Raw genomic sequence first — 20,118 nt, forward strand, 5'->3', positions numbered from 1 at the left:
GATTTGCGCTCCAGGCGCTTCGCGTTCCGGGGAGCCTCCTCGGCGCTTAAGCGCCTGTGGGGTCTTCCCCTGCTCAGTACTCCCGCAGGACATTGAATTACATCCTTGAATCCGCCCACACACGAAGGAAATGCAATAGCATTTTCGAGGAGTCTCGCGCCTTCTGCTCCAATCAACATAATTTCAAAAATCAACGGACCTTTAACACAGCCTATTTATAAAAAGGTTTAGAATCTCCCATTTTCCGTCACTACAGGAAGAGTCATGCTTACCTTTGTTCCAATTCCTTCCTTACTGTTAATCGAAATCGATCCATTATATTTTTCAATTAATCTTTTTGCAATCGAAAGTCCCAATCCTATACCACCGTTTTCGCGGCTGCGGGCTTTATCAACTCGATAAAAACGATTAAAAACTTCATGAACTTGATCAGCTGGGATGCCAATCCCATTATCAATAACTGACAACAATATTTCTGATCCGGCTTGTTCTGCCGAAATCTGGATGTCTTTATTTTCTTTTGAATATTTGATCGCGTTGTCTATTAAAATTATTAAAATTTGTTGCAGATGTTGTTCAGAAATCATTGCAAAGGGCAATATCCGATCAATAGTCAACTTAAATTGGATATCTGGGTGAATCATTTCTAAATTTTTTATCAATTGATGCAAAATCTTATCAATATTCGCTTTTTCCACCATTAAGGATCGATTGTTTTCCGCTCTTGTTAATTCAAGCAGATCCACAATCAGCTTTTTTAATCTGGATAGTTCAAATAACGACGCTTCAAGTGACTCATCTAAGATAGCAGGGTCTTTTTTTCCCCAACGATTCAATAATGAAAGGTGACCTTCCAGTATCGAAACAGGCGTTCTTAATTCATGTGAGGCGTCCTCAACAAACTGCTTTTGCTGCTGAAAAGACTTTTCAATTTCATCCATCATCTCATTAAAGACAATAGCAAGGCCGGCAAGTTCATCTTTTTGCCGATAGATGACCATTCGTCCTTGAAAACCATTTTTCTTAATTCTAATCATCGCTTGAGTCAAATCTCTTACAGGTTTTAAGAGCTGCTTTGCAAGGATATACCCACTGACCGCACTTAGTATTATGGCACCAATACCAAAAATGGTCATTACCCAAAAGAGCTGATCCATCATTTTGTTATAGCTGTTCAGTTGTCTCACTATTTCGAGTGTTCCTGAAAATGCTCCACCCTCTAATGGATACCTTGCAATAATCTCCTCGTTTCCTTCCTCTAAAACCTTCTCTGTCTCCATTGCTTTTGCAGGAGTTGGCTCTAAAACGGAAAATTCCCCATTTTTATCAGAGACAACTATGGTCCCATGCTGATCATATACCCGAATTAATTGGTCCTTATCATTCATTTTTCTTAAAAACTCTTCACTATTTGAAATATCCTTCAGGGACAAAGAGTCCCCTTTTTCCTTGTAAAATGTAGCAATATCTGTAATGGTACGATTTACGGCACTCTCTTCTCGTTTTAACATCCAGTTTGAAACTGAATGATATTCTAAAAAACTAAATAAAAAGAAAGTAAAAAAGATCGCAGTAGATCCACCTAGTACTAATTTTGTATGCCATGGAAGATTATTCATGTAGTCCTTTATTTTGTTCATCATCTCATCACATACCCAGTCCCACGAACTGTTTGTATATAACTTCCTTCATTTTGATTATCAATTTTATTCCTTAAGTACCGCACATAAACATCGACTACATTTGTTTCAACACCGGTGCTATAACCCCATACCTTATTCAAAAGGACTTCCCTTGTTAAAACAATATTAATGTTGCTCATGAAAATAACTAAGAGGTCATATTCCCGTTTTGTAAGATTAATTATCTTTTCACCTTTTTTTACAACACATGATTCGAGTTCAACTGTTAAATCTTTATAAGTAAAGACCGTTGGTTCGACCGAAGCCATTGCCTCCACTCTTCGCAGCAATGATCTTAACCTAGCTAATAATTCCTCAATGGCAAATGGTTTTACAATATAATCATCTGCACCACTATCAAGCCCTGAAACACGATCTAAAACACTATCCCGAGCCGTAATCATAATGATGGGGATGGTTTTATTGGTCTGCCGGATTCTTCTGCAAACCTCCATTCCATTTAACTCTGGAAGCATCAAATCGAGTAGGATAGCATCCCATTTCTCGGAAAGCGCTAATTGTAAACCACTTCTGCCATCTGAACAAACCTTGACTTCATATCCTTCATAATTCAATTCTAATTCAATAAATCTGGCTAAATTTTTTTCATCTTCAATAATTAATAATCTTGGCATATACTCCACGCTTCTTTATAAATTTTAAAGAGATCACTATTATTTTAACTGATGTTTATCTTGAATGAAATTTATAACAGCATGAATGATTTCGATGGACTGATAAGAAATAAGTGAAAGAGCTGATAATGAAAAAAACCCTAGTATTAACAGGCGGCCCCAAAACATGTTTCATTCCTCCTTATCGCTTTTTTCAAAGCATCTAGTACAAGTCTAGTTGGAATGGAAATGTCCTACTTTTCAAATATTGTTTTAAATAATATCACCAATTATAGAAAACATCATGAAAAGCAAATGAGAATCCGGTTAAAAAAACTGAATATTCTTGTTATTACACAAAAAGAAAAAGCACATGGGCCAAAGCAACATGCACTTTAAGGAGAACCATCCATTTGGTTAAGCGATTTTTTTGCAGCAATAAAAATTCGCTAAAGCAAATCGGATTTTTTAATCAAACCCTTTTAAAACTGGTTCTCATTTTCATTCATACGTCAGAATCATACCAAATGTTTAATAAAAATGAATGAAAATAAAATGAGAATTGAATTAAAAATGGTCTTTAACTGTTTTATTAGGATAAAATGATAACTTTTCCATTAAAGCAACGATCTTTTCCGCTGCTTCTGAGGGATTATCTGCCACAATATCAAAGAATTTGCCTTCATACTCTAAGCGCGCATGATCGTATCGCGGATCGTAGTAATGTTCAAGTAAAATATGAATCATTTCGTGATAGTTCCTTTTTTCTAAAGCATCCATCAACTTATTCTTTATATCAACATTTTTGATCCATCTTAATACCTTATCAATCCCCTCGGAAATTTTTCCGAAATACCATTCCTCATGCTGAAACGGAATCACATATTCAGAAACCAAAAGCTTAATTCTTTCCTCTATAGGGGAATGAAGGTGAATGTTTATACCATGTAATTTCTTATCTATTAATTCTTCTGGTTGAACAGTCTTTCCTATTCGCTTGCTTTCCGCTTCAATTAAGAAATATCCTGCACCTTGAATTTCTGATAATCCCTTAAATAATAAGGAGTCAAACGTTTTTTGGTTGTGGCCATTACCAAGTCCAATTGTCCCGAATATCGATCCGCGATGACCTGCCATTGCTTCAAGATCGATTATTGGAAATCCCTTTTCTTTTAAAAGTTTAAGTATCTCTGTTTTCCCTACACCTGTCAATCCATGTAATACCATCGCTTTTTCAGGGAACATGGAGGGGATTTTCTCGAGAATGTAGTGGCGATATGCCTTATAGCCGCCAACTAACCGCCAGGAATAAATACCTGCAAATTCCAAGAAGGTTACAACAGCATTGCTTCGCATGCCTCCCCTCCAACAATGGACAACTAACTCACCTTCAGTGCTAAGTTCTTTAATTTTTTGAAGAATCTTTGGAATTTTTGGGGAAACTACTTCCATTGCCCTCCATTTTGCTACGCTAGAACCTTCATTCTTGTAAATCGTCCCAATTTCCTCGCGCTCATCATTTGAAAATAAGGGGACATTAATTGCCCCTGGTATTGCTCCATCATTAAATTCAATCGGTGAGCGTATATCAATTATGATTGGGTTTTTAATTTTGAATAATTCTTCAACAGTTATTTCCTTCACTTTCTTTACGCTCCTCAATCATCTGACAAAATAAAACAAAACTCCCATGACTGGAAGTTTCATACTATTGTCATTTTATAGAACTACTTATAGCATTTTTTTATTGGCTTTGTTAAACTTGGATGTTGATTTGAGCTCCAGGCGCTTCGCTTTCCGCTCAAATCAACATTGTTTCAAAAATCAACAATGACCTTTAACACTGCCTTTATTAAAAGTATATTCATATTATAATGAAGATAAACTTTGCTTTCAAGGAAATACAATGGATTAATTAGCATTGTAAAATTATACCTTCAACGAAATGTCATTCCAATTAGCTTTTCAATTAACCTGCAAAAGCTGCCCCAATTTTTTGGATAGCATTCTATACCTTCGCTTTGATAAATTGTTCCTTTTGTTATTAGTTTAACAGACCAGGTTTTTTCATCAAGGAGAATTCCCTCTTCATTTCGATAAGACGGATCCCAATCCCATATATTCATCGTAAAAAGTTCCCTTTTAAATTCTTCTAAGCTGCCAAGTGTTTTAGGCTGATCGTATGAAAACGGCAATCGATTATCTTTATTTCTCCATTCCAATACCGCAAAATTATTTTTTCTTAAATAAACCTTAATATAATAAGAAATACCACCACATGATTCTATGGATACTGATAAAGAAATGGGATCTTTATCAGGATTAATCGATATTCTTCCTTCATGAATATCAAAAAATCCTTTCTTTTTGGTCACAATGGATTTAATATGAGAAGGCAATATTGGCTTTTCCCGATGAATAGGAAGAACCTGGTTCACTTCCTGACATACTGTAGAAATCGGTAAAGGTCCCTTCTTGTCTAATATGGAAAGTATCGTTGTATAAACCCTCATAGTCCTCATCCTTAAACCTGTATCGTAATAAAATTCATAAACGAGCCGTATTTAATTCACATTATAATAAAAAGTATTAATTTCTTCTGTAACAAAAGACACTATAGTGATCTAACAATTTTTTTGGGACATTATCATATACGATGTTACATTATTTTCGATTCTTGCCTGAATACGGAAATGAGCGTTTCCAACTCTTTAAGGTCATTTTTCTCAAATAATTCCACAACCTTGCTTCCGATGATCACTCCATCACACAAGGCGGCTAACTCCTTCATCTGTGCTCCTTTCGATATTCCAAAGCCTGCTAAAACAGGTATTGAGCTAACTTCTTTAACCGTTTGTAAAAATTCGTTTAATGACTGGTCATAATTACTTCTCGTACCGGTAATCCCCTTTACCGTTACGGCATATAAGAAACCTTTTCCACGGCTTGAAATGGTTTTTATTCGTTCAAGGGTTGTCGTAGGGGTTACAAGCCTAATTAATTCAATTCCTGCTTTAGTAAGCTGTGGCGCTACTATTTCCTCTTCTTCGAGCGGCAGGTCTGGGATGATACACCCATCGACACCGGCATTCTGAATATCGACTGTAAATTGATCAATACCATACGAATAAATAGGATTCATATATGTCATCAAAATGAGTGGAATTGTTATGGTATCTCTCGCCTTTTCGAGTTCGTGAATAATCGCTTTTAAAGTCGTTCCATTCTCTAGTGCCCTGATACCAGCTTTCTGAATCGTTGGCCCATCTGCTACAGGGTCTGAGAACGGAACTCCTACCTCGATTGCAGTTGCCCCCCATTTTTCAAGCTTGATGAGCCGGTCTGATAAACATTCCAATCCGCCATCTCCTCCCATAATATAGGGAACAATAGCCTTCCTGCCATTTTCTTTTAAACTGGTAAATGTTCGTTCAAGTCGTTTCATATTACCTCTTCCCCCCTAGCTTCGATTTAACTGTGTCTACATCTTTATCACCGCGTCCTGATAAACAAACGACAATATTCTGTGTATTTTCCATTTCAGCAGCCAGTTTTACGGCAAAGGAAACAGCATGAGAACTTTCAAGCGCGGGTATGATTCCTTCCAGTTTTGATAAAAGCTGAAATGCTTCAAGTGCCTCGCGATCTGTAATCGAGTGATAAAAAGCTCGGCCAATATCTTTTAAATAACTATGTTCCGGTCCTACTCCAGGATAATCAAGGCCTGCTGAAATCGAATGTGCCTCTTGAATTTGTCCATGTTGATCTTGCAATAAATACATGAGTGAACCATGTAAAACACCCGGCCGTCCTTTTGTTAAGGATGCTGCGTGAAATTCCGTGTCAATCCCTTGTCCTGCCGCTTCAACTCCATAAAGACTAACCTGTTCGTCTTCAATAAAAGGATAAAACATCCCCATTGCATTACTTCCACCACCAATACAAGCAACGACTGCATCTGGGAGCTTCCCTTCACTCTTTAGGAATTGTTCTTTTGTTTCTTTACCTATCACACTTTGAAAATCGCGGACGATTGTAGGGAAGGGATGTGGTCCCATAACAGAACCTAATAGATAGTGGGTATCATCTACATTAGTAACCCAGTACCTTAAAGCTTCGTTTACTGCATCCTTTAAAGTGGCACTTCCGGAACTGACACTGATAACCTTTGCACCTAGTAGCTCCATCCGAAAAACATTTAAAGATTGTCTTTTAATATCTTCTTCTCCCATAAAAATGATACAGTCAAGATTTAATAAGGCACAAACAGTGGCAGTGGCAACCCCATGTTGACCAGCACCTGTCTCGGCAACGATTTTTCTTTTTCCCATTCTAACGGCAAGTAGTGCCTGCCCGATTGCATTGTTAATCTTATGAGCCCCAGTATGATTCAAATCCTCTCTTTTCAAATAAATCTTAGCTCCCCCAGCATGTCGAGTAAGATTTTCAGCAAAGTATAGTGGAGTTTCTCTTCCAACATATTCTTTTAGCAATCTTTCTATTTCAGCCTTAAAATCAGGATCTTTCTTTGCGATTTCATAGGCTTGATTAAGTTCCATTACTGCTTTCATTAAAGTTTCTGGGACAAATCTACCTCCAAAAATCCCGAAGTGCCCTTTTTCATCCGGTAATGTATATGCGCTCATACTAATCTCTCCTCATTTAAAATTCCTTTTGCTTTTTTAATAAATAATTGAATTTTATTAACATCCTTTTTTCCGTTTGTTTCTACTCCGCTGCTGACATCTATCATGGTAGGTCTGATGGCTTTTATTCCATCTTCCAGATTTTCGATTGTTAATCCCCCGGCGAGAATAATTTTCCTCCTATCCAATTCATTTTTATGGAAGTGGCTCCAATCAAAGCTTTTTCCATTTCCACCCCGGTATTTTCCTTTTGGACCATCCAGTAAGATGTATTCACAAGGATATTCAAGGATCTTTTTCCATGAGCTTTGCTCATCGATTCCCCATGCTTTAATAACGGGTAATGAAAGTGATTCACTGAATGATGCTGATTCATCACCGTGCAGCTGTATATGCGTTAAACCGACAAAGGATGAAATTTCTTCAATTTTCTCTCTCAATTCATTGACAAATACCCCCACTTTATAGACTTGATCCGGCAAGCTTCGGGTTATTTCTTTTGCCTCCTCTAGGGTAATCTTCCGCTTGCTTTCAGCAAATACAAATCCTACAGCATCCGCACCAGATTTTACTGCTGAAAGAGCTGTCTCTACATCGGTAATCCCACAAATTTTCACCTTCATAACTTCCCCTCCGTAGTTTGTGCCAAGCGGAAGTTTTGCATGGTTCTGCTCAGGTCCGAGCTTTTCATTAAGGCTTCCCCAACTAAAATCCCGTCTGCCCCTGCCTTTTTTACACGTTCTACATCCTTTTGCAGATGGATTCCGCTTTCACTAATTAGAAAAGCACCGGTGCTTTTAACAGCTTCAGCTAGCTTTTCAGTCACATCAAGAGAAACATGAAATGATGTTAAATCACGATTATTTACACCAACTAGTTTTGCCCCTGTTTTCCCAACTTTCTCTAATTCCTTATAGTCATGAACCTCGATGAGAACTTCCAATCCTTTGCTTTTTGCATACTGATAGAGCATGAGTAATTCGTCTTCCTCTAAAACGGCAGCTATTAATAAAATAAGGTCTGCACCACTCGATGCCGCACAATCAATCTGTATGGGATCAATAATAAAATCTTTACAAAGAACTGGGACTGTAACTGCCTGGCGAACAGCCCTTAAATCGGAAAATGATCCTTGAAAGAAGGATTGATCAGTAAGGACAGAAATAGCAGAAGCACCGTTTTTTTCATAAACAATGGCCTGCTCTACCGGCTCTAATTGATTATTGATGATTCCTTTTGACGGTGATGCCCGCTTGAATTCAGCTATAATTGCGATATCTTTAGCATTTTGAAGTTTTTGAATAAGTGATCGTTTATCTGTTTCCAGGTTTTGCAAGATTTGACTGCACTCCTTAAGGCGAATGACCTCTTTTCTTTTTTCTTCAATAATTCGATTCAAAATCGTTTCCATCTATATCGCCTCTCTTTGAGCTGACTCAGTTTTTTCTATTAGGTATCTTAATTTTTCATAAGCTGCACCTGAATCGATTACTTCCCTAGCAAGATTAACGCCATCTTTAATCGTATTTACTTTCCCTGCCGTAAAAATCCCAATCCCTGCATTAAGTAATACCGTATCCCGGTGTGCTCCTTTTTCACCCATTAATACATTCATTAATATTTGAGCATTCGTTCTAGCCTCGCCCCCTTTTATACAGCTGTTATCATATTGGGGAAGACCAATTTCTTCCGGAAAGAATGTCTGATTTTTGATGACTCCCTCTGCTAAAATCGTCAAATGATTTTCCCCCTGCAAAGAGGCTTCATCCATGTATCCTGCCCCATTAATGACGACTGCCCTTTTCCTGCCTAATTTTTCAAGGACTTCTGCAAATACATTCAATAAATCCCGGCGGTAGACTCCAAGTAACTGGTAGTCTAAATCGATTGGATTGGTTAGTGGACCAATTAAATTAAAGACTGTAGGAATTTTTAGCTGTTTACGTACCATCATGACTTTCTTTAATTTAGGATGGACATGTGGAGCGAATAAAAAGGCTATTCCGATCTCTTCAAGGATTTCTTCTGTCTTTTTAGCAGGTAGGTTCAAATGAATGCCTAAATACTCCAGAACATCGGCACTACCAGTTTTACTAGAAATACTTCTGTTGCCATGTTTAGCAACAGGAATACCCGCACCAGCAATGACAAAAGCCGAGGTTGTGCTGACATTGAAGCTTGAAGACCCATCTCCCCCAGTTCCGCAATTATCCATCACATTAGGGAATTTCTTATGAAATGTCAGGGTATTTTCTTTCAGCGCCTTCACAATACCTGCAATTTCATCGACTGTTTCACCTTTTGACTTTAATCCCATTAAAAAGGCAGCAATTTCAGACTCTGATACTTCTTCGACCAAAATATGATCAATCGCTTCCTTCATTTGGTTTTCGGATAAAGATTGACGCTCAGCTAATTGGAGTAAATAATTTTTCATTTGTCTTCTTCCTTTCTATTTCAAGTAAAAAATTCATTAGTATTCGCTTCCCAAGGGGTGTACCAATTGATTCCGGATGAAACTGTAGACCGTAGACAGGATATTGATCATGTTTGATTGCCATAACCTCGTGATCTTCCATCGAGGTGGCGATACACTCGAGTTGCGGCGGCAGGCTATTCCTCTCAATTATTAAAGAATGGTAGCGCATCACTTCCAGCGGAGATGACAAATAATTAAATATTCCTGTGCCAAGATGTGTTATAAAGGATGTTTTACCATGCTTAATTTCACTCGCTCTTTTGATTACACATCCAAAAGCTGCCCCAATTGCCTGGTGACCAAGACAAACTCCTAGAATTGGGATATTTCGGTAGAATCTTTGTATTACTTCAAGACAAATACCTGCATCCTCGGGCTTTCCCGGTCCCGGTGAAAGGATGATGGCTTTCGGTTTCAAGGAGGTGATTTTTTCACAGCTCAATTGATCATTTCGAAACACTAGCGCCTCCTCTCCTAATTCCCCTAAATATTGATAGAGATTAAACGTGAATGAGTCATAATTATCAATCAAAAGGATCATGATACACCCTCCAAAAAAGATCTTAATTTATTTAAAGTTTCCTCGAATTCCAATTCTGGATTGGAATCATATACGATTCCTGCACCTGCTTGAATATAGGCTGTTCCTTCTTTAAGAATCACAGTTCGAATCGCAAGGGCGAAATCAATATTTCCATTTGTCGAAACATACCCAATCGCCCCTGCATATAAGCCACGTTTGGATTTTTCCAATGTATTGATAATTTCCATTGCCCTTATTTTCGGTGCCCCAGAAACGGTTCCAGCCGGAAGACATGCGGCAAGGGCATCAAGTCCTGTTTTTCCAGTCTTTAGTTCGCCGCTAATTTCAGAAACAAGATGGATAACATGGCGAAATTTTTCGGGCTCTAAATATTTCTCCACCTTTACAGTTCCGAAACTGCAAACCCTTCCTAAGTCATTACGACCTAAATCTACCAGCATTCGATGTTCGGCTAATTCTTTTTCGTCGTTTAACAATTCTTTCGTATTCTTTTGATCTTCTTCTATTGTTCTTCCACGTTTTTTCGTCCCAGCAATGGGGTTAACCGTCACTTTTGATCCTCTAACCTTTATTAAGCTTTCTGGTGATGAGCCTAAAACCGTATACCCTTCAAAATCAATATAGAACATGTATGGTGTTGGGTTATGAGCTCGATGCTTTCGGTATAGTGATAACGGTGTTCCTTTGAAAAGTGATGTCATTCTTCTAGAAAGTACGACTTGAAAGATATCACCAGATTGGATATATTCCTTTGCAGTTTCAACATTTTGAATAAATACTTCCTTTTTCATATCCTCTTTAAAGCCAGTGAAATGAAACGGCTCTTCTTCAACGTAAATACCCGGCTGTTTTAACTCGTTTATTCGCGTCAGAATTTGTTTCTCCATATTCACATCATCGCTTTCCTCTAAAAGAGGGGTACCAAAAAGAATTACTTTTTCTTCCAAATGATCAAAGATAATGATGACTTCATAAAACATTAAATGGACATCCGGCATTTTTAAGTCGTCGTATGCGGATTCGCCGATATTTTCATAATGGCGGATAATATCATAACCGACATAGCCAACTGCTCCTGACATAAATGGAAATGGAGTCTCGGAAAAATCACGTGTTGGCATTAAATGATGGATCATTTCTAAAGGATTGCCTTTATGAACTTCTTTTTTGCCGTTGCGATAGAGAATCTCGTTACAATTTCCGTATGAAATTAATTCAAAAGCAGGATCTGCCCCAATAAAAGAGTATCGGCCCGAGTCATTATACTTATAGGAACTTTCTAAAAGAAATTTCTTCCTTCCACTAATTTTTTGGAGAATGGAAATAGGGGTAAACGTATCCCCTTTTATTTCTGTTACAAAATATCCTTTTTGTGTTTTCATTTGTGTGCTCCTTTCAATTAGGAAAGCATAAAAAAAAATCGTCCTCTATCTGCATAATGCTTGTTATGCAGATAGAGGACGATTTTCCAACCGTGGTGCCACCTCTGTTTGAAGCAGAAAAAAACCTGCCTCCTCTTTCAGATACGGGACACCAATGGTCCGATATCCTATCCTTTTAACGGTGGAACTCCGGGTTTCCCTACTATAGGTTCAAGAAACCTCTCGCAAGTCCATTCCACCAATCTTTTCTTATCGGGTTCACACCATCCCCGACTCTCTAGAAAGAAAACAATAGGTGTACTCCTCTTGCTCAACGATTTTTCCATTAAATTGTTTATTATCATACCTATTTCACTAAATATTGTCAAGATTTATTTTTATAATTTTCAAAAATTATTTCCTTTAATGCCTTCCCCACGACTTCCATTAAAAGGTTTGTTACTTTCCGCTTTAATTGCAAATATTAACTAAAGCGAATCAAAAAAGCGGTAGAGCTAACATTATGGAGGAAGGATAGGAGATAAATGGAAAATATCGAGCAATTAGCCTTTAGGCAACGGACCTCAAAAAAAAATTCTTCCCCAACGAAAAAGAACAAATCCGATGAAATTTCTAAACAAAAGTGGGCCATTGTTTCTCTTTCTTCCATTCCATTAGTGATGACCTTAGGAAATTCGATGTTAATCCCTGTATTACCTTCAATGGAAAAAAAATTATCAATCACTTCCTTTCAGTCAAGTATGATTATTACCGTTTACTCAGTTGTTGCCATCTTTTTAATACCGATTGCAGGATATTTATCAGATCATATCGGAAGGAAAAAGGTTATTATTCCAAGTCTCATTATTGCAGGAATAGGCGGAATTATTTCAGGTTGGGCTGCTTGGAAGTTGGATAATGCCTATTGGTTAATCCTTATAGGGCGAGCTCTCCAAGGCGTAGGAGCAGCCGGCGCAGCGCCTATTGTCCTACCATTAGTTGGAGACATGTTTAAAAATGATGGTGATGTTAGTAGTTCGCTTGGTTTAATAGAGACATCAAATACATTTGGAAAAGTTTTAAGCCCGATATTAGGAGCTTTTTTAGCAGGATATATTTGGTTTCTGCCTTTTTTCTCTTTCCCTGTATTTTGTACTATTTCCTTATTACTGGTTACATTTCTTGTGAAATGCCCTAAAAAACAAGAAAAAACCATTCCTTTCAAACAATTTTTCGTTAACATAAAGAAAACGTTTACAAATGAAGGCCAATGGTTATATGCTGTCTTTTTTATTGGCGGGACGCTGATGCTAGTTCTTTTTGGAATCCTGTTTTATCTTTCGGAAATATTTGAAAGTGAATACAATATAAAAGATATCAAAAAAGGCTTCTTTTTAGCGTTGCCATTGGGCGCTCTTTGTATATCATCATTTATTGGCGGAAAAATCATTAAAAAAAATAAAGTATTAATGAAATGGCTTACCTTTGGAGGAATCGTCGCCGCTGCTGTTTCGATCGCTGCTCTTTGGTTCTCCATTAAGCTATGGTATATGCTTAGTATGTTTCTTATCAGCGGTATTGGAATAGGTATCGGACTACCATGTCTTGACGCATTAATTACAGAAGGAATCGAAAAGAAAGAAAGAGGAACTATTACATCGATTTACAGTTCGATGAGGTTTATCGGAGTTGCTGCGGGTCCACCGATTATTGCATTGTTAATGAAACAATCTAATCACTGGATCTTTATTCTACTAAGCGGACTTAGCATAATTGCGGCACTTGTCACCTTTTTTGCAATAAAGCCGAGTACTAAGGACACAGCATGATAAGAGAAAGAACTGTCAAAAATAGAACAAAGGGCAACCCCCTCAACAATACTCAAAAGAAATCAAACCAGTTATCCATTTTTTGCAGATAGAGTTGATAGTCGAGGGGGCAAGCCGTTATGGATTCTTCGCAAGCCTATTCTGTTTTTGTTACATAGAAATCTCATTTATTTGAACTTGCATTAGGAGTTTTTCAACTTGTTCCTCAGTACACAATCCTAAGGAAAATGCTGTTGCACTTCCAGTAGCAACACTGTAGCGGAATGATTCATTCAAGTTTGAGGTCTTAATAAATTTCGCGATAAAACCAGCAACCATTGAGTCTCCAGCACCAACAGAATTTTTTACGACTCCTGTTGGAACATTTGCTACCAAAGAAACATCCTTCGTAATCAACATCGCACCCTTATTAGCAAGAGAAACAATGACGTTTTGCGCTCCCATTTCTAATAGTTTTTTACCATAGAAAATAACCTCATTACTGTTTGAAATGGTCGTTTGAAATAATTGTCCAAGCTCATGATGATTTGGTTTAATTAAAAATGGCTGAAATGGGAGCACCTTTTTTAACAATTCTCCTTCTGCATCAACCACAAATTGAGTTCTCGTTTGATTACATATTTTTACAAGTTCTTCATAGATCGTATCGGGCATTGTTGCTGGAATACTTCCTGCTAGAATTAGTAGATCTTCTGATGTTAATTTCGAAACCTTTTCTTTTAATATTTGAACGTCTTCAATTGAAATGCTCGGTCCTCTTGCATTTATTTCTGTCTCTTTATCTGTTTTTAGTTTAATATTAATGCGGGTATTTTCTTGGACTCTGACAAAATCGATTTCGATATCTTCTTTTTGAAGATTGTCTTCAATGAATTTCCCTGTATACCCCCCGATAAATCCCAGTGCCTTACTCATGACTCCTAAATTTTTTAATACTCTTGTGACATTAATCCCCTTACCCCCAGGAAACATTAATTCATCTGTAGATCGATTTAATTCCCCAATTTGAAGACTATCAAGCTTAATAATGTAATCGACAGAAGGGTTTAATGTTACTGTATATATCATGCTCTCACGACCTTTATTTCTGTTGTGTTTATGTATTGATCTTTTTTTTATAATGCCCCTCTCCCACAATACTTTATCGCAATTGATTTTAATTATCTATCATTTTCCTTCACACAAATTCAAAAAAACGTCGTTTTTGGACGTTTTCAGTCAAATTCATTTTATGATTTCTAAAATCATATATTTGTTGAAAAAACGAGAAAATGTGTTATAATGTTTAATGCTGACGCGGGTGTGGTTTAATGGTAGAATTTCAGCTTCCCAAGCTGACGGCGGGGGTTCGATTCCCCTCACCCGCTCCATTTAAATGGAGGAGTACCCAAGTGGTTATAAGGGGGCGCACTCGAAATGCGTTAGGACGGGCAACCGTTGCGTGAGTTCGAATCTCACCTTCTCCGTCATTTTTTTCTCATAGTCCATTGAAATTAAATTCTAATTATACAAAAAAACGCCATCGTTGGCGTTTTTTCTCTTATAGATTAAGAAAGTATAGAATTTGACTTCGAGAATTGTCTAGCTTCAGCGCCTAGGGGCTCGGGGTCATAAGCCAATCCGACATGAAGGTTAAAAACCAACCTTCTTGTCGGCTCGTCTTATGCCTGTCGCCCCTGAGCATTGAGGAAATCTTCCTTGAATAATCTTCGCAGGAACAAGCTATGCTTGTTCCGAAGGCGCTTCCGCTTTTCTTATAGGATCGCATCCTTATGTGGTGTAATAACGATGTTAGGATGAGTGATTGAAGCACTTGGCATTCCTTTTATTTGAGTGATGGTCCCATATTTTTTTCGTAGTTCTTCTATAGGACCAAATTCAATCGCTCTCATTGGACAGGTTGAAACACAAACTGGATCTTCACCCTTTTCTTGTAAGTCAATACAAAGATTGCATTTATTTGACTTAAAAATCTTTTTATTATACTGTGGGGCTCCATAAGGACAGGCCTTGACACATAACTGCGCCCCTGCACATACATCCTGATCAATTGTTACAACACCATTTTCTCTATCTTTTAAAATGGCTCCTGTAGGACAGCTTGAAACGCATTTCGGATTTGAACAATGATTACAAGCAATCGTGAAGTAGAAAGCTTTCATGTTCGTGACTAATCCACCATTTGGGCTCATTATATAAGACCCTTCCTCAAAGGAATACACCCTTCTGAAATTCACTCCAACCTCAAGATTATTCTTATCTTTACAAGATACACTGCAGGCCTTACAGCCAGTACATAGGCTTTGATTAATATAAAATCCCAACTGTGCCAAGTTTAGTCCTCCCTACATTTTTTTTACTTCAACAAGGTTGGTCTGTTGTGGATTAGCTTTTGCTAGCGGAGTAGGACGCTGGGAAGTCAGTACATTAAGTGAGCCCCTTTGATCCAAACCATCCTTATCGGGTGTATACCAGGCACCTTGAGGAATGCCGACAACTCCCGGGGTAATCCTTGGAGTTACCTTTACATCGATAACCAAAGAACCACGGTCATTCAATACTTGAACACGGTCACCATTTTCAATTCCACGCTGCTTCGCATCTGTTGGATTTATCCACATTTCCTGCTTTGCTGCTTCCTCGAGCCATGGTTGATTATCGTAAGTTGAATGGCATCTTCGCTTATAATGCCAGCCTATTAGCTGAAGCGGATATTTTTCTGTCAATGGATCAGAAGGTCCCTCCCACGCAGGGATATACTTGGCTATCGCTGGAATTTCATTTGGCTGTTTCATATCCCATAACTGTTTAGAGAATAGTTCAATTTTCCCTGAAGGGGTTTCAAAAGAATGTTTTTCTGGATGATCAATTTGCTCTTTAAATCCGACAAGTGGCTCATCATATTTAAAATGGTAGGCTCCTATCTTACTAAACTCATCAAAGGTTGGAAAGTTTGGATTCAACTCCTTTTTAGTCCTGTTCACACTTTCCTTAACCAAATCAAGAATCGTTCTTCCCTCTGTGTATTTTTCTTTTACTCCGAGTTTGGCGGCTACCTCAGAAAATACATCATATTCATTACGACATTCATATAACGGGTCAATGACTTTTTCTCCAAAAACGACATAATCACCAAAACACCAAGGAACACCAATATCATAGCGCTCAAAGAAGGTGGTTCCTGGAAGTAAAATGTCTGCATACTTCGCACTAGACGTCATAAATAGGTCACTGACGACAATAAATTCAACCTTTCTTTCGTCCTCAAGCAATTGCCGGGTTTTATTGATATCAGAATGCTGGTTAATTAGCATATTTCCCGCCATATTAAAAATTAACTTAATATTGCTGTTTAATTTATCTGCTCCTTGTAATCCATCGGCCCCTGACATTTCGCTTCCTTTTTCGACAGCCTTCGTCCAAAGAAAGCATGGAATGGACGCCTTGACCGGATTATCATACGAAAATGGAAAGACAATATTTGATCGGCTCCAATAGCCTGTTCCTGCTGCCCATCCCCCCAATTTTCCTACGTTTCCAGTTAGGCAGGCGAGCTGTGCTCCCCCGCGCATCACTTGTTCCCCGTAAGCATGACGCTGAGGTCCCCAACCTTGAATAAGGGCTGCTGGTTTTATCGTTGCGTAGGCTCTAGCAATTTCTCGAATTTTTTCTGCTGAAACACGGCAAATTTTTTCCGCCCATTCAGGAGTTTTAGGGGTACCGTCCTTTTCCCCAAGAAGGTAGCTCTTCAGTGATTCTTCCTTAGGAATCCCCTCAGGCATATGGTCACCGTCAAATCCTACACAGTATTTATCGAGGAATGCTTGATCATGAAGTTTTTCAGTGATCATTACATATCCCATTGCATCCATAAGTGCGTTATCGGTTGTAGGCAGGATCGGAATCCATTCATCTGCAAATGCAATCGCTGTATCTGTATACCGCGGATCGATTACGGTGATTTTTGCTCCATTCTTCTTAGCCTGCATTAAATATTCACGGTACGGTGTCGAAAAAATCATTTCTGAAGGGTTTTGCCCCCATAAAATGATGTACTTTGAATGAAGAAGTGAATCAAAGCTGCTACCTGAATTATTCGTCCCGTATGTATAAGGTGTCGCCACATTTCCTGCACCGGAGCTATAGTCGTTGTGATAGTTTAAAAATCCCCCAGTAAGAGATAATAATTTCCTAACTGCCGCCTTTCCTCCATGTATGCCCCAGGATTGTCCTGATGCATAGTTGACATATCTTGATTCTGGACCGTAGGTATCTCCAATTCGTTTTACTTCAGAAGCTATTATGTCAATGGCCTCATCCCATGGAATTCTTTTGAACTTTCCTTCTCCACGTTTGCCCACTCGTTTCATTGGATATTTAAGGCGGTCTGGATGATAAAGCAAGCTTCGATAGTTCCGTCCCCTTATACATGCCCGGAGCGGAGGTCTCGATATATCTCCACTCTCTCGGGTATCGGTACTTACCCTTACCACCAATCCATCCTTTACATGTGCCTTAATGACACAACGGCCACCACAATTATTGATACTGCAGGTTGAAATCATTTTTTCAGGAGATTCTGCTTTTGCCTTTTTTTTGTCTTCTTGGCGGTCAATGAGCATTTTGGTGCCGATTCCTCCCGCAATAACAGGAATACTGATTGCTCCCGACCATTTTAAAAATGTCCGGCGCTGCATTTTATTTGTTAAAAAATTTTTAAAACCATTTTCAGGCATGCGCTAATTCCCCTTTCAATTCACGAAGTGATTGCAAATCAAATTCTAAAAAATCATAAAGTAGCATAGCTGCACCCAAAAATAATTGACTATTTGTATTTTGAATGATCCGATTGCAAAAAGAAGGAATCCACTTTAATAGATGATTTTCAATAAAGGTGATTTGTGTTGTAATTAATTCAATCATCTTTTCATTACTGTTCTCTTCTAAAAATAAATCACTTAGATAGACCATGAATTCTAACTCTAATAATAAATGGTCATCCGGTTCATTATTTTCTTTCATTGATTGAAGGCCAAAGCGATGGTAATATTCCCTGATTTGATAAGTCCATTTTTCAAAAAGAAGCTTTTCCTTGCTTCTGTAATACGATTCCCAGAGCGGCGCACCAAGTGGTCCTGGACCAACAAAAAGTCGCTGGTACTCCTCCTGTTCTTTGGAAATTTGTTCTTTTGATAAATCTTTAAAAAAGCCACTGAGAATTTTACCTCCTTCATGTATCTCTTGTAATTCGTGCGGATTGCAAGAGTCGCGTATTTGAAACAAAATATCGCTGTTTGGTTCCAAAAATAAAAGATGCAGAACATGATAGAATTTCTTCCTCGATAATAAAAATGAATGGTATTGCTGATGTAGCAGTTCTTTAGATGCAGTCAAAATTTCCCCTCCCTTTTTGTGAAACATTTCACATAATAAGATAGATTTTTTACTTACTTCCATAAATTGATGGTATTCCCATTTCAATTTTACAGCACATTCCTATAATAGGAATGTACTTTGTTCATCATTTCACATTAAATTCAAATTAATGTTAACCACCAGAAAAATATGTGTATAATAAGAAGGATTATACATAGAAAAGGATGATTTCCCATGAACATAAAAGGACATACAGTTGAAAAACTCGAAGATCCATTTGGACTGCTTTCCGGTGACCGATATGAGTTTTTTCTTGAACTCGAAATTGATGAGGACGATGAGCTTTATTCTGATAAAGGAGTTGGATTAAGGATCTTATTCGTCAGCGATGAAAATGGACAAAAAATTAAAAACTACCATTTTTTCGAACTAGACACTGATACGGTTCTTGATTTTGCCCTTGAAGAGGACGAAGAGGATCTGGTAGTTAATTATTGTAGAGAAAATATTATCGAATAACAAAAAGCAGGAAATTTCGTTTCCTGCTTTTTGTTATGAAATATTAGATGTTTTTTGGATAAACATTTCTATAAAATTAATGGTAAATTTTTGAATATCCATTTCCCAACCGATATAATCCAATGTTTCCGGAGGCTCAATATCAGGCTTTGGCCGGAAATCGGCAAAGCTTTTACCTCTTGCAGTACCAAATTTCTCTACCCTTACCCTTCGTGGAATATATTTAACGAATCCCGGATGGGTTAATGCCATTAGAGGAACCACATCATGCATAGGTGCACCTTGAATTCCGGGAGTAACTTTTTGATAAGCGCGATAATAATAATCAAATGTAGGTTTTATTAGCGGTCTAAATGGTGTTTTGCTGTTTTCCTCCAGAAAATTTATTATTTCAGGTGTAATGATGGCCCTGTTCGTTATGTTTAATGGATGCAAATAAATATTGTGTGCTTTTTCCATAACCGAGTTAGCTGCAATAGGGTCGACATAAAAATTTGCTTCTGCCTCAGCAGTGACGTTTCCAGGGACCAGAAAAGCACCACCCATAATATAAAAAGCAGCTACATCCTTTAAAACATCATTTCCATACAAAATAAACATTAAAGCCAAATCGGTTAGTCTGCCAACAGAGACGATTACAAGATTTCCTTTATATTGATTAACAAGATCAAGGACTTTATTAAAATCAAATACCCGTACATTCTCGATGGTTTCCGGTAGTTTAATCAGTCCCATTCCTTCTTTTCCATGAAATTCAGGATAATATATCGGTTCTCCAGACAGGGGGCCTGCAGCACCTGCAATGATTGGAATATCCCCCCTGCCTGCTAAGTTCAGCAAATAGGCTGTATTTCTAATTGAATACTTTTTTGGAGTACTCCCATAACCACTAACGATGCCAATAAGATTTATTTGAGGGTTCAGTAAAGCATACATAATGGCAAAGGAATCATCAATTCCAGGATCTGTAATCATCAGCACTTGATAAGCCATAGAAATCTCCCTAGGCGAAAAATTTTTAAGACTTATTATTAATATGATGAAAACAGAACAAATATAACGAGGATC

The 20,118-nt window shown here is 37.8% G+C and carries 19 protein-coding genes, 2 tRNA genes and 1 other annotated feature; of the genes, 4 read left to right on the top strand and 17 right to left on the bottom strand.

From position 1 onward, the window contains the following. Positions 1-227 precede the first annotated feature (227 nt). The 12 genes from BN1082_RS18270 to trpE form a co-directional block, all read right to left on the bottom strand. Positions 228-1,640: a HAMP domain-containing sensor histidine kinase gene (locus tag BN1082_RS18270; RefSeq protein WP_176699866.1), complete on the bottom strand. Its 1,413-nt coding sequence runs from the start codon at positions 1,638-1,640 to the stop codon at positions 228-230. After that, positions 1,640-2,317 (bottom strand): response regulator transcription factor, encoded by a 678-nt coding sequence (locus BN1082_RS18275; protein WP_090636776.1) that lies wholly within the window; start codon positions 2,315-2,317, stop codon positions 1,640-1,642. Before BN1082_RS18275 ends, BN1082_RS18270 begins: the two co-directional genes overlap by 1 nt. Before the next feature lie 39 nt (positions 2,318-2,356). Further along, on the bottom strand, positions 2,357-2,485 hold the full coding sequence (locus BN1082_RS28605) for a hypothetical protein (RefSeq protein WP_281177031.1): 129 nt from the start codon (positions 2,483-2,485) through the stop codon (positions 2,357-2,359). Between the two features lie 378 nt (positions 2,486-2,863). Continuing rightward, the gene (mnmH, locus tag BN1082_RS18280; protein ID WP_090636778.1) at positions 2,864-3,940 is read right to left on the bottom strand and encodes a tRNA 2-selenouridine(34) synthase MnmH; all 1,077 of its coding nucleotides are present in this window, start codon (positions 3,938-3,940) and stop codon (positions 2,864-2,866) included. Positions 3,941-4,233: 293 nt separating this feature from the next. Then, positions 4,234-4,809, bottom strand: a complete 576-nt coding sequence (locus tag BN1082_RS18285; RefSeq protein WP_090636781.1) for a hypothetical protein — start codon at positions 4,807-4,809, stop codon at positions 4,234-4,236. Between the two features lie 146 nt (positions 4,810-4,955). Continuing rightward, the gene (gene trpA, locus BN1082_RS18290; protein ID WP_090636783.1) at positions 4,956-5,741 is read right to left on the bottom strand and encodes a tryptophan synthase subunit alpha; all 786 of its coding nucleotides are present in this window, start codon (positions 5,739-5,741) and stop codon (positions 4,956-4,958) included. Between the two features lies 1 nt (position 5,742). After that, the gene (trpB, locus tag BN1082_RS18295; RefSeq protein ID WP_090636785.1) at positions 5,743-6,942 is read right to left on the bottom strand and encodes a tryptophan synthase subunit beta; all 1,200 of its coding nucleotides are present in this window, start codon (positions 6,940-6,942) and stop codon (positions 5,743-5,745) included. Continuing rightward, complete coding sequence (locus tag BN1082_RS18300; protein WP_090636787.1) at positions 6,939-7,565, bottom strand: phosphoribosylanthranilate isomerase; 627 nt, start codon at positions 7,563-7,565, stop codon at positions 6,939-6,941. The genes trpB and BN1082_RS18300 overlap by 4 nt, the downstream gene beginning before the upstream one ends. Further along, positions 7,562-8,353 carry an indole-3-glycerol phosphate synthase TrpC gene (gene trpC, locus BN1082_RS18305; protein ID WP_090636789.1) on the bottom strand — a complete coding sequence of 264 codons (792 nt, stop codon included), beginning with the start codon at positions 8,351-8,353 and terminating at the stop codon, positions 7,562-7,564. The genes BN1082_RS18300 and trpC overlap by 4 nt, the downstream gene beginning before the upstream one ends. Beyond that, positions 8,354-9,379, bottom strand: a complete 1,026-nt coding sequence (trpD, locus tag BN1082_RS18310) for an anthranilate phosphoribosyltransferase (RefSeq protein WP_090636791.1) — start codon at positions 9,377-9,379, stop codon at positions 8,354-8,356. It abuts the gene before it with no gap. After that, on the bottom strand, positions 9,351-9,962 hold the full coding sequence (locus BN1082_RS18315) for an anthranilate synthase component II (protein WP_090636792.1): 612 nt from the start codon (positions 9,960-9,962) through the stop codon (positions 9,351-9,353). The genes trpD and BN1082_RS18315 overlap by 29 nt, the downstream gene beginning before the upstream one ends. After that, positions 9,959-11,347: an anthranilate synthase component I gene (gene trpE, locus BN1082_RS18320; protein WP_090636794.1), complete on the bottom strand. Its 1,389-nt coding sequence runs from the start codon at positions 11,345-11,347 to the stop codon at positions 9,959-9,961. Before trpE ends, BN1082_RS18315 begins: the two co-directional genes overlap by 4 nt. A 71-nt stretch (positions 11,348-11,418) precedes the next feature. After that, positions 11,419-11,670 (bottom strand) — a binding site (T-box leader). 201 nt (positions 11,671-11,871) lie between these two features. On the opposite strand from trpE, the gene bcbE reads away from it, so the two are divergent. Continuing rightward, the gene (gene bcbE, locus BN1082_RS18325) at positions 11,872-13,155 is read left to right on the top strand and encodes a bacillibactin exporter BcbE (RefSeq protein ID WP_090636796.1); all 1,284 of its coding nucleotides are present in this window, start codon (positions 11,872-11,874) and stop codon (positions 13,153-13,155) included. 150 nt (positions 13,156-13,305) lie between these two features. On the opposite strand, the gene pfkB is transcribed toward bcbE, so the two are convergent. Then, positions 13,306-14,223, bottom strand: a complete 918-nt coding sequence (gene pfkB, locus BN1082_RS18330; protein WP_090636798.1) for a 1-phosphofructokinase — start codon at positions 14,221-14,223, stop codon at positions 13,306-13,308. A gap of 228 nt (positions 14,224-14,451) precedes the next feature. On the opposite strand from pfkB, the gene BN1082_RS18335 reads away from it, so the two are divergent. Continuing rightward, positions 14,452-14,525 (top strand) — tRNA-Gly (locus tag BN1082_RS18335). A 7-nt stretch (positions 14,526-14,532) separates the two neighbouring features. Continuing rightward, positions 14,533-14,621 (top strand) — tRNA-Ser (locus tag BN1082_RS18340). A gap of 288 nt (positions 14,622-14,909) precedes the next feature. Here the strand turns inward: BN1082_RS18340 and BN1082_RS18345 are convergent. Genes BN1082_RS18345 through BN1082_RS18355 form a run of 3 tightly spaced genes read right to left on the bottom strand, consistent with a single transcriptional unit; the run spans position 14,910 to position 18,549 of the window. Then, on the bottom strand, positions 14,910-15,488 hold the full coding sequence (locus BN1082_RS18345) for a DMSO/selenate family reductase complex B subunit (RefSeq protein WP_090636801.1): 579 nt from the start codon (positions 15,486-15,488) through the stop codon (positions 14,910-14,912). A 12-nt stretch (positions 15,489-15,500) separates the two neighbouring features. Further along, a complete protein-coding gene (locus BN1082_RS18350) occupies positions 15,501-17,891 on the bottom strand; it encodes a DMSO/selenate family reductase complex A subunit (RefSeq protein ID WP_218055169.1) in 2,391 nt (796 codons plus the stop codon). Further along, on the bottom strand, positions 17,884-18,549 hold the full coding sequence (locus tag BN1082_RS18355) for a TorD/DmsD family molecular chaperone (RefSeq protein ID WP_176699867.1): 666 nt from the start codon (positions 18,547-18,549) through the stop codon (positions 17,884-17,886). The genes BN1082_RS18350 and BN1082_RS18355 overlap by 8 nt, the downstream gene beginning before the upstream one ends. A gap of 216 nt (positions 18,550-18,765) precedes the next feature. Here BN1082_RS18355 and BN1082_RS18360 point away from each other — a divergent pair, with 216 nt between their 5' ends. Continuing rightward, positions 18,766-19,050, top strand: coding sequence for a DUF6509 family protein (locus BN1082_RS18360; RefSeq protein ID WP_090636805.1), 285 nt, complete (start codon positions 18,766-18,768; stop codon positions 19,048-19,050). 33 nt (positions 19,051-19,083) lie between these two features. Here BN1082_RS18360 and BN1082_RS18365 read toward each other — a convergent pair whose 3' ends face one another. Beyond that, positions 19,084-20,043 carry a nucleoside hydrolase gene (locus BN1082_RS18365; RefSeq protein WP_090636807.1) on the bottom strand — a complete coding sequence of 320 codons (960 nt, stop codon included), beginning with the start codon at positions 20,041-20,043 and terminating at the stop codon, positions 19,084-19,086. Positions 20,044-20,118 lie beyond the last annotated feature (75 nt).

It is taken from the genome of Neobacillus massiliamazoniensis, assembly GCF_001048695.1.
Taxonomy (GTDB): domain Bacteria; phylum Bacillota; class Bacilli; order Bacillales; family Cytobacillaceae; genus Neobacillus; species Neobacillus massiliamazoniensis.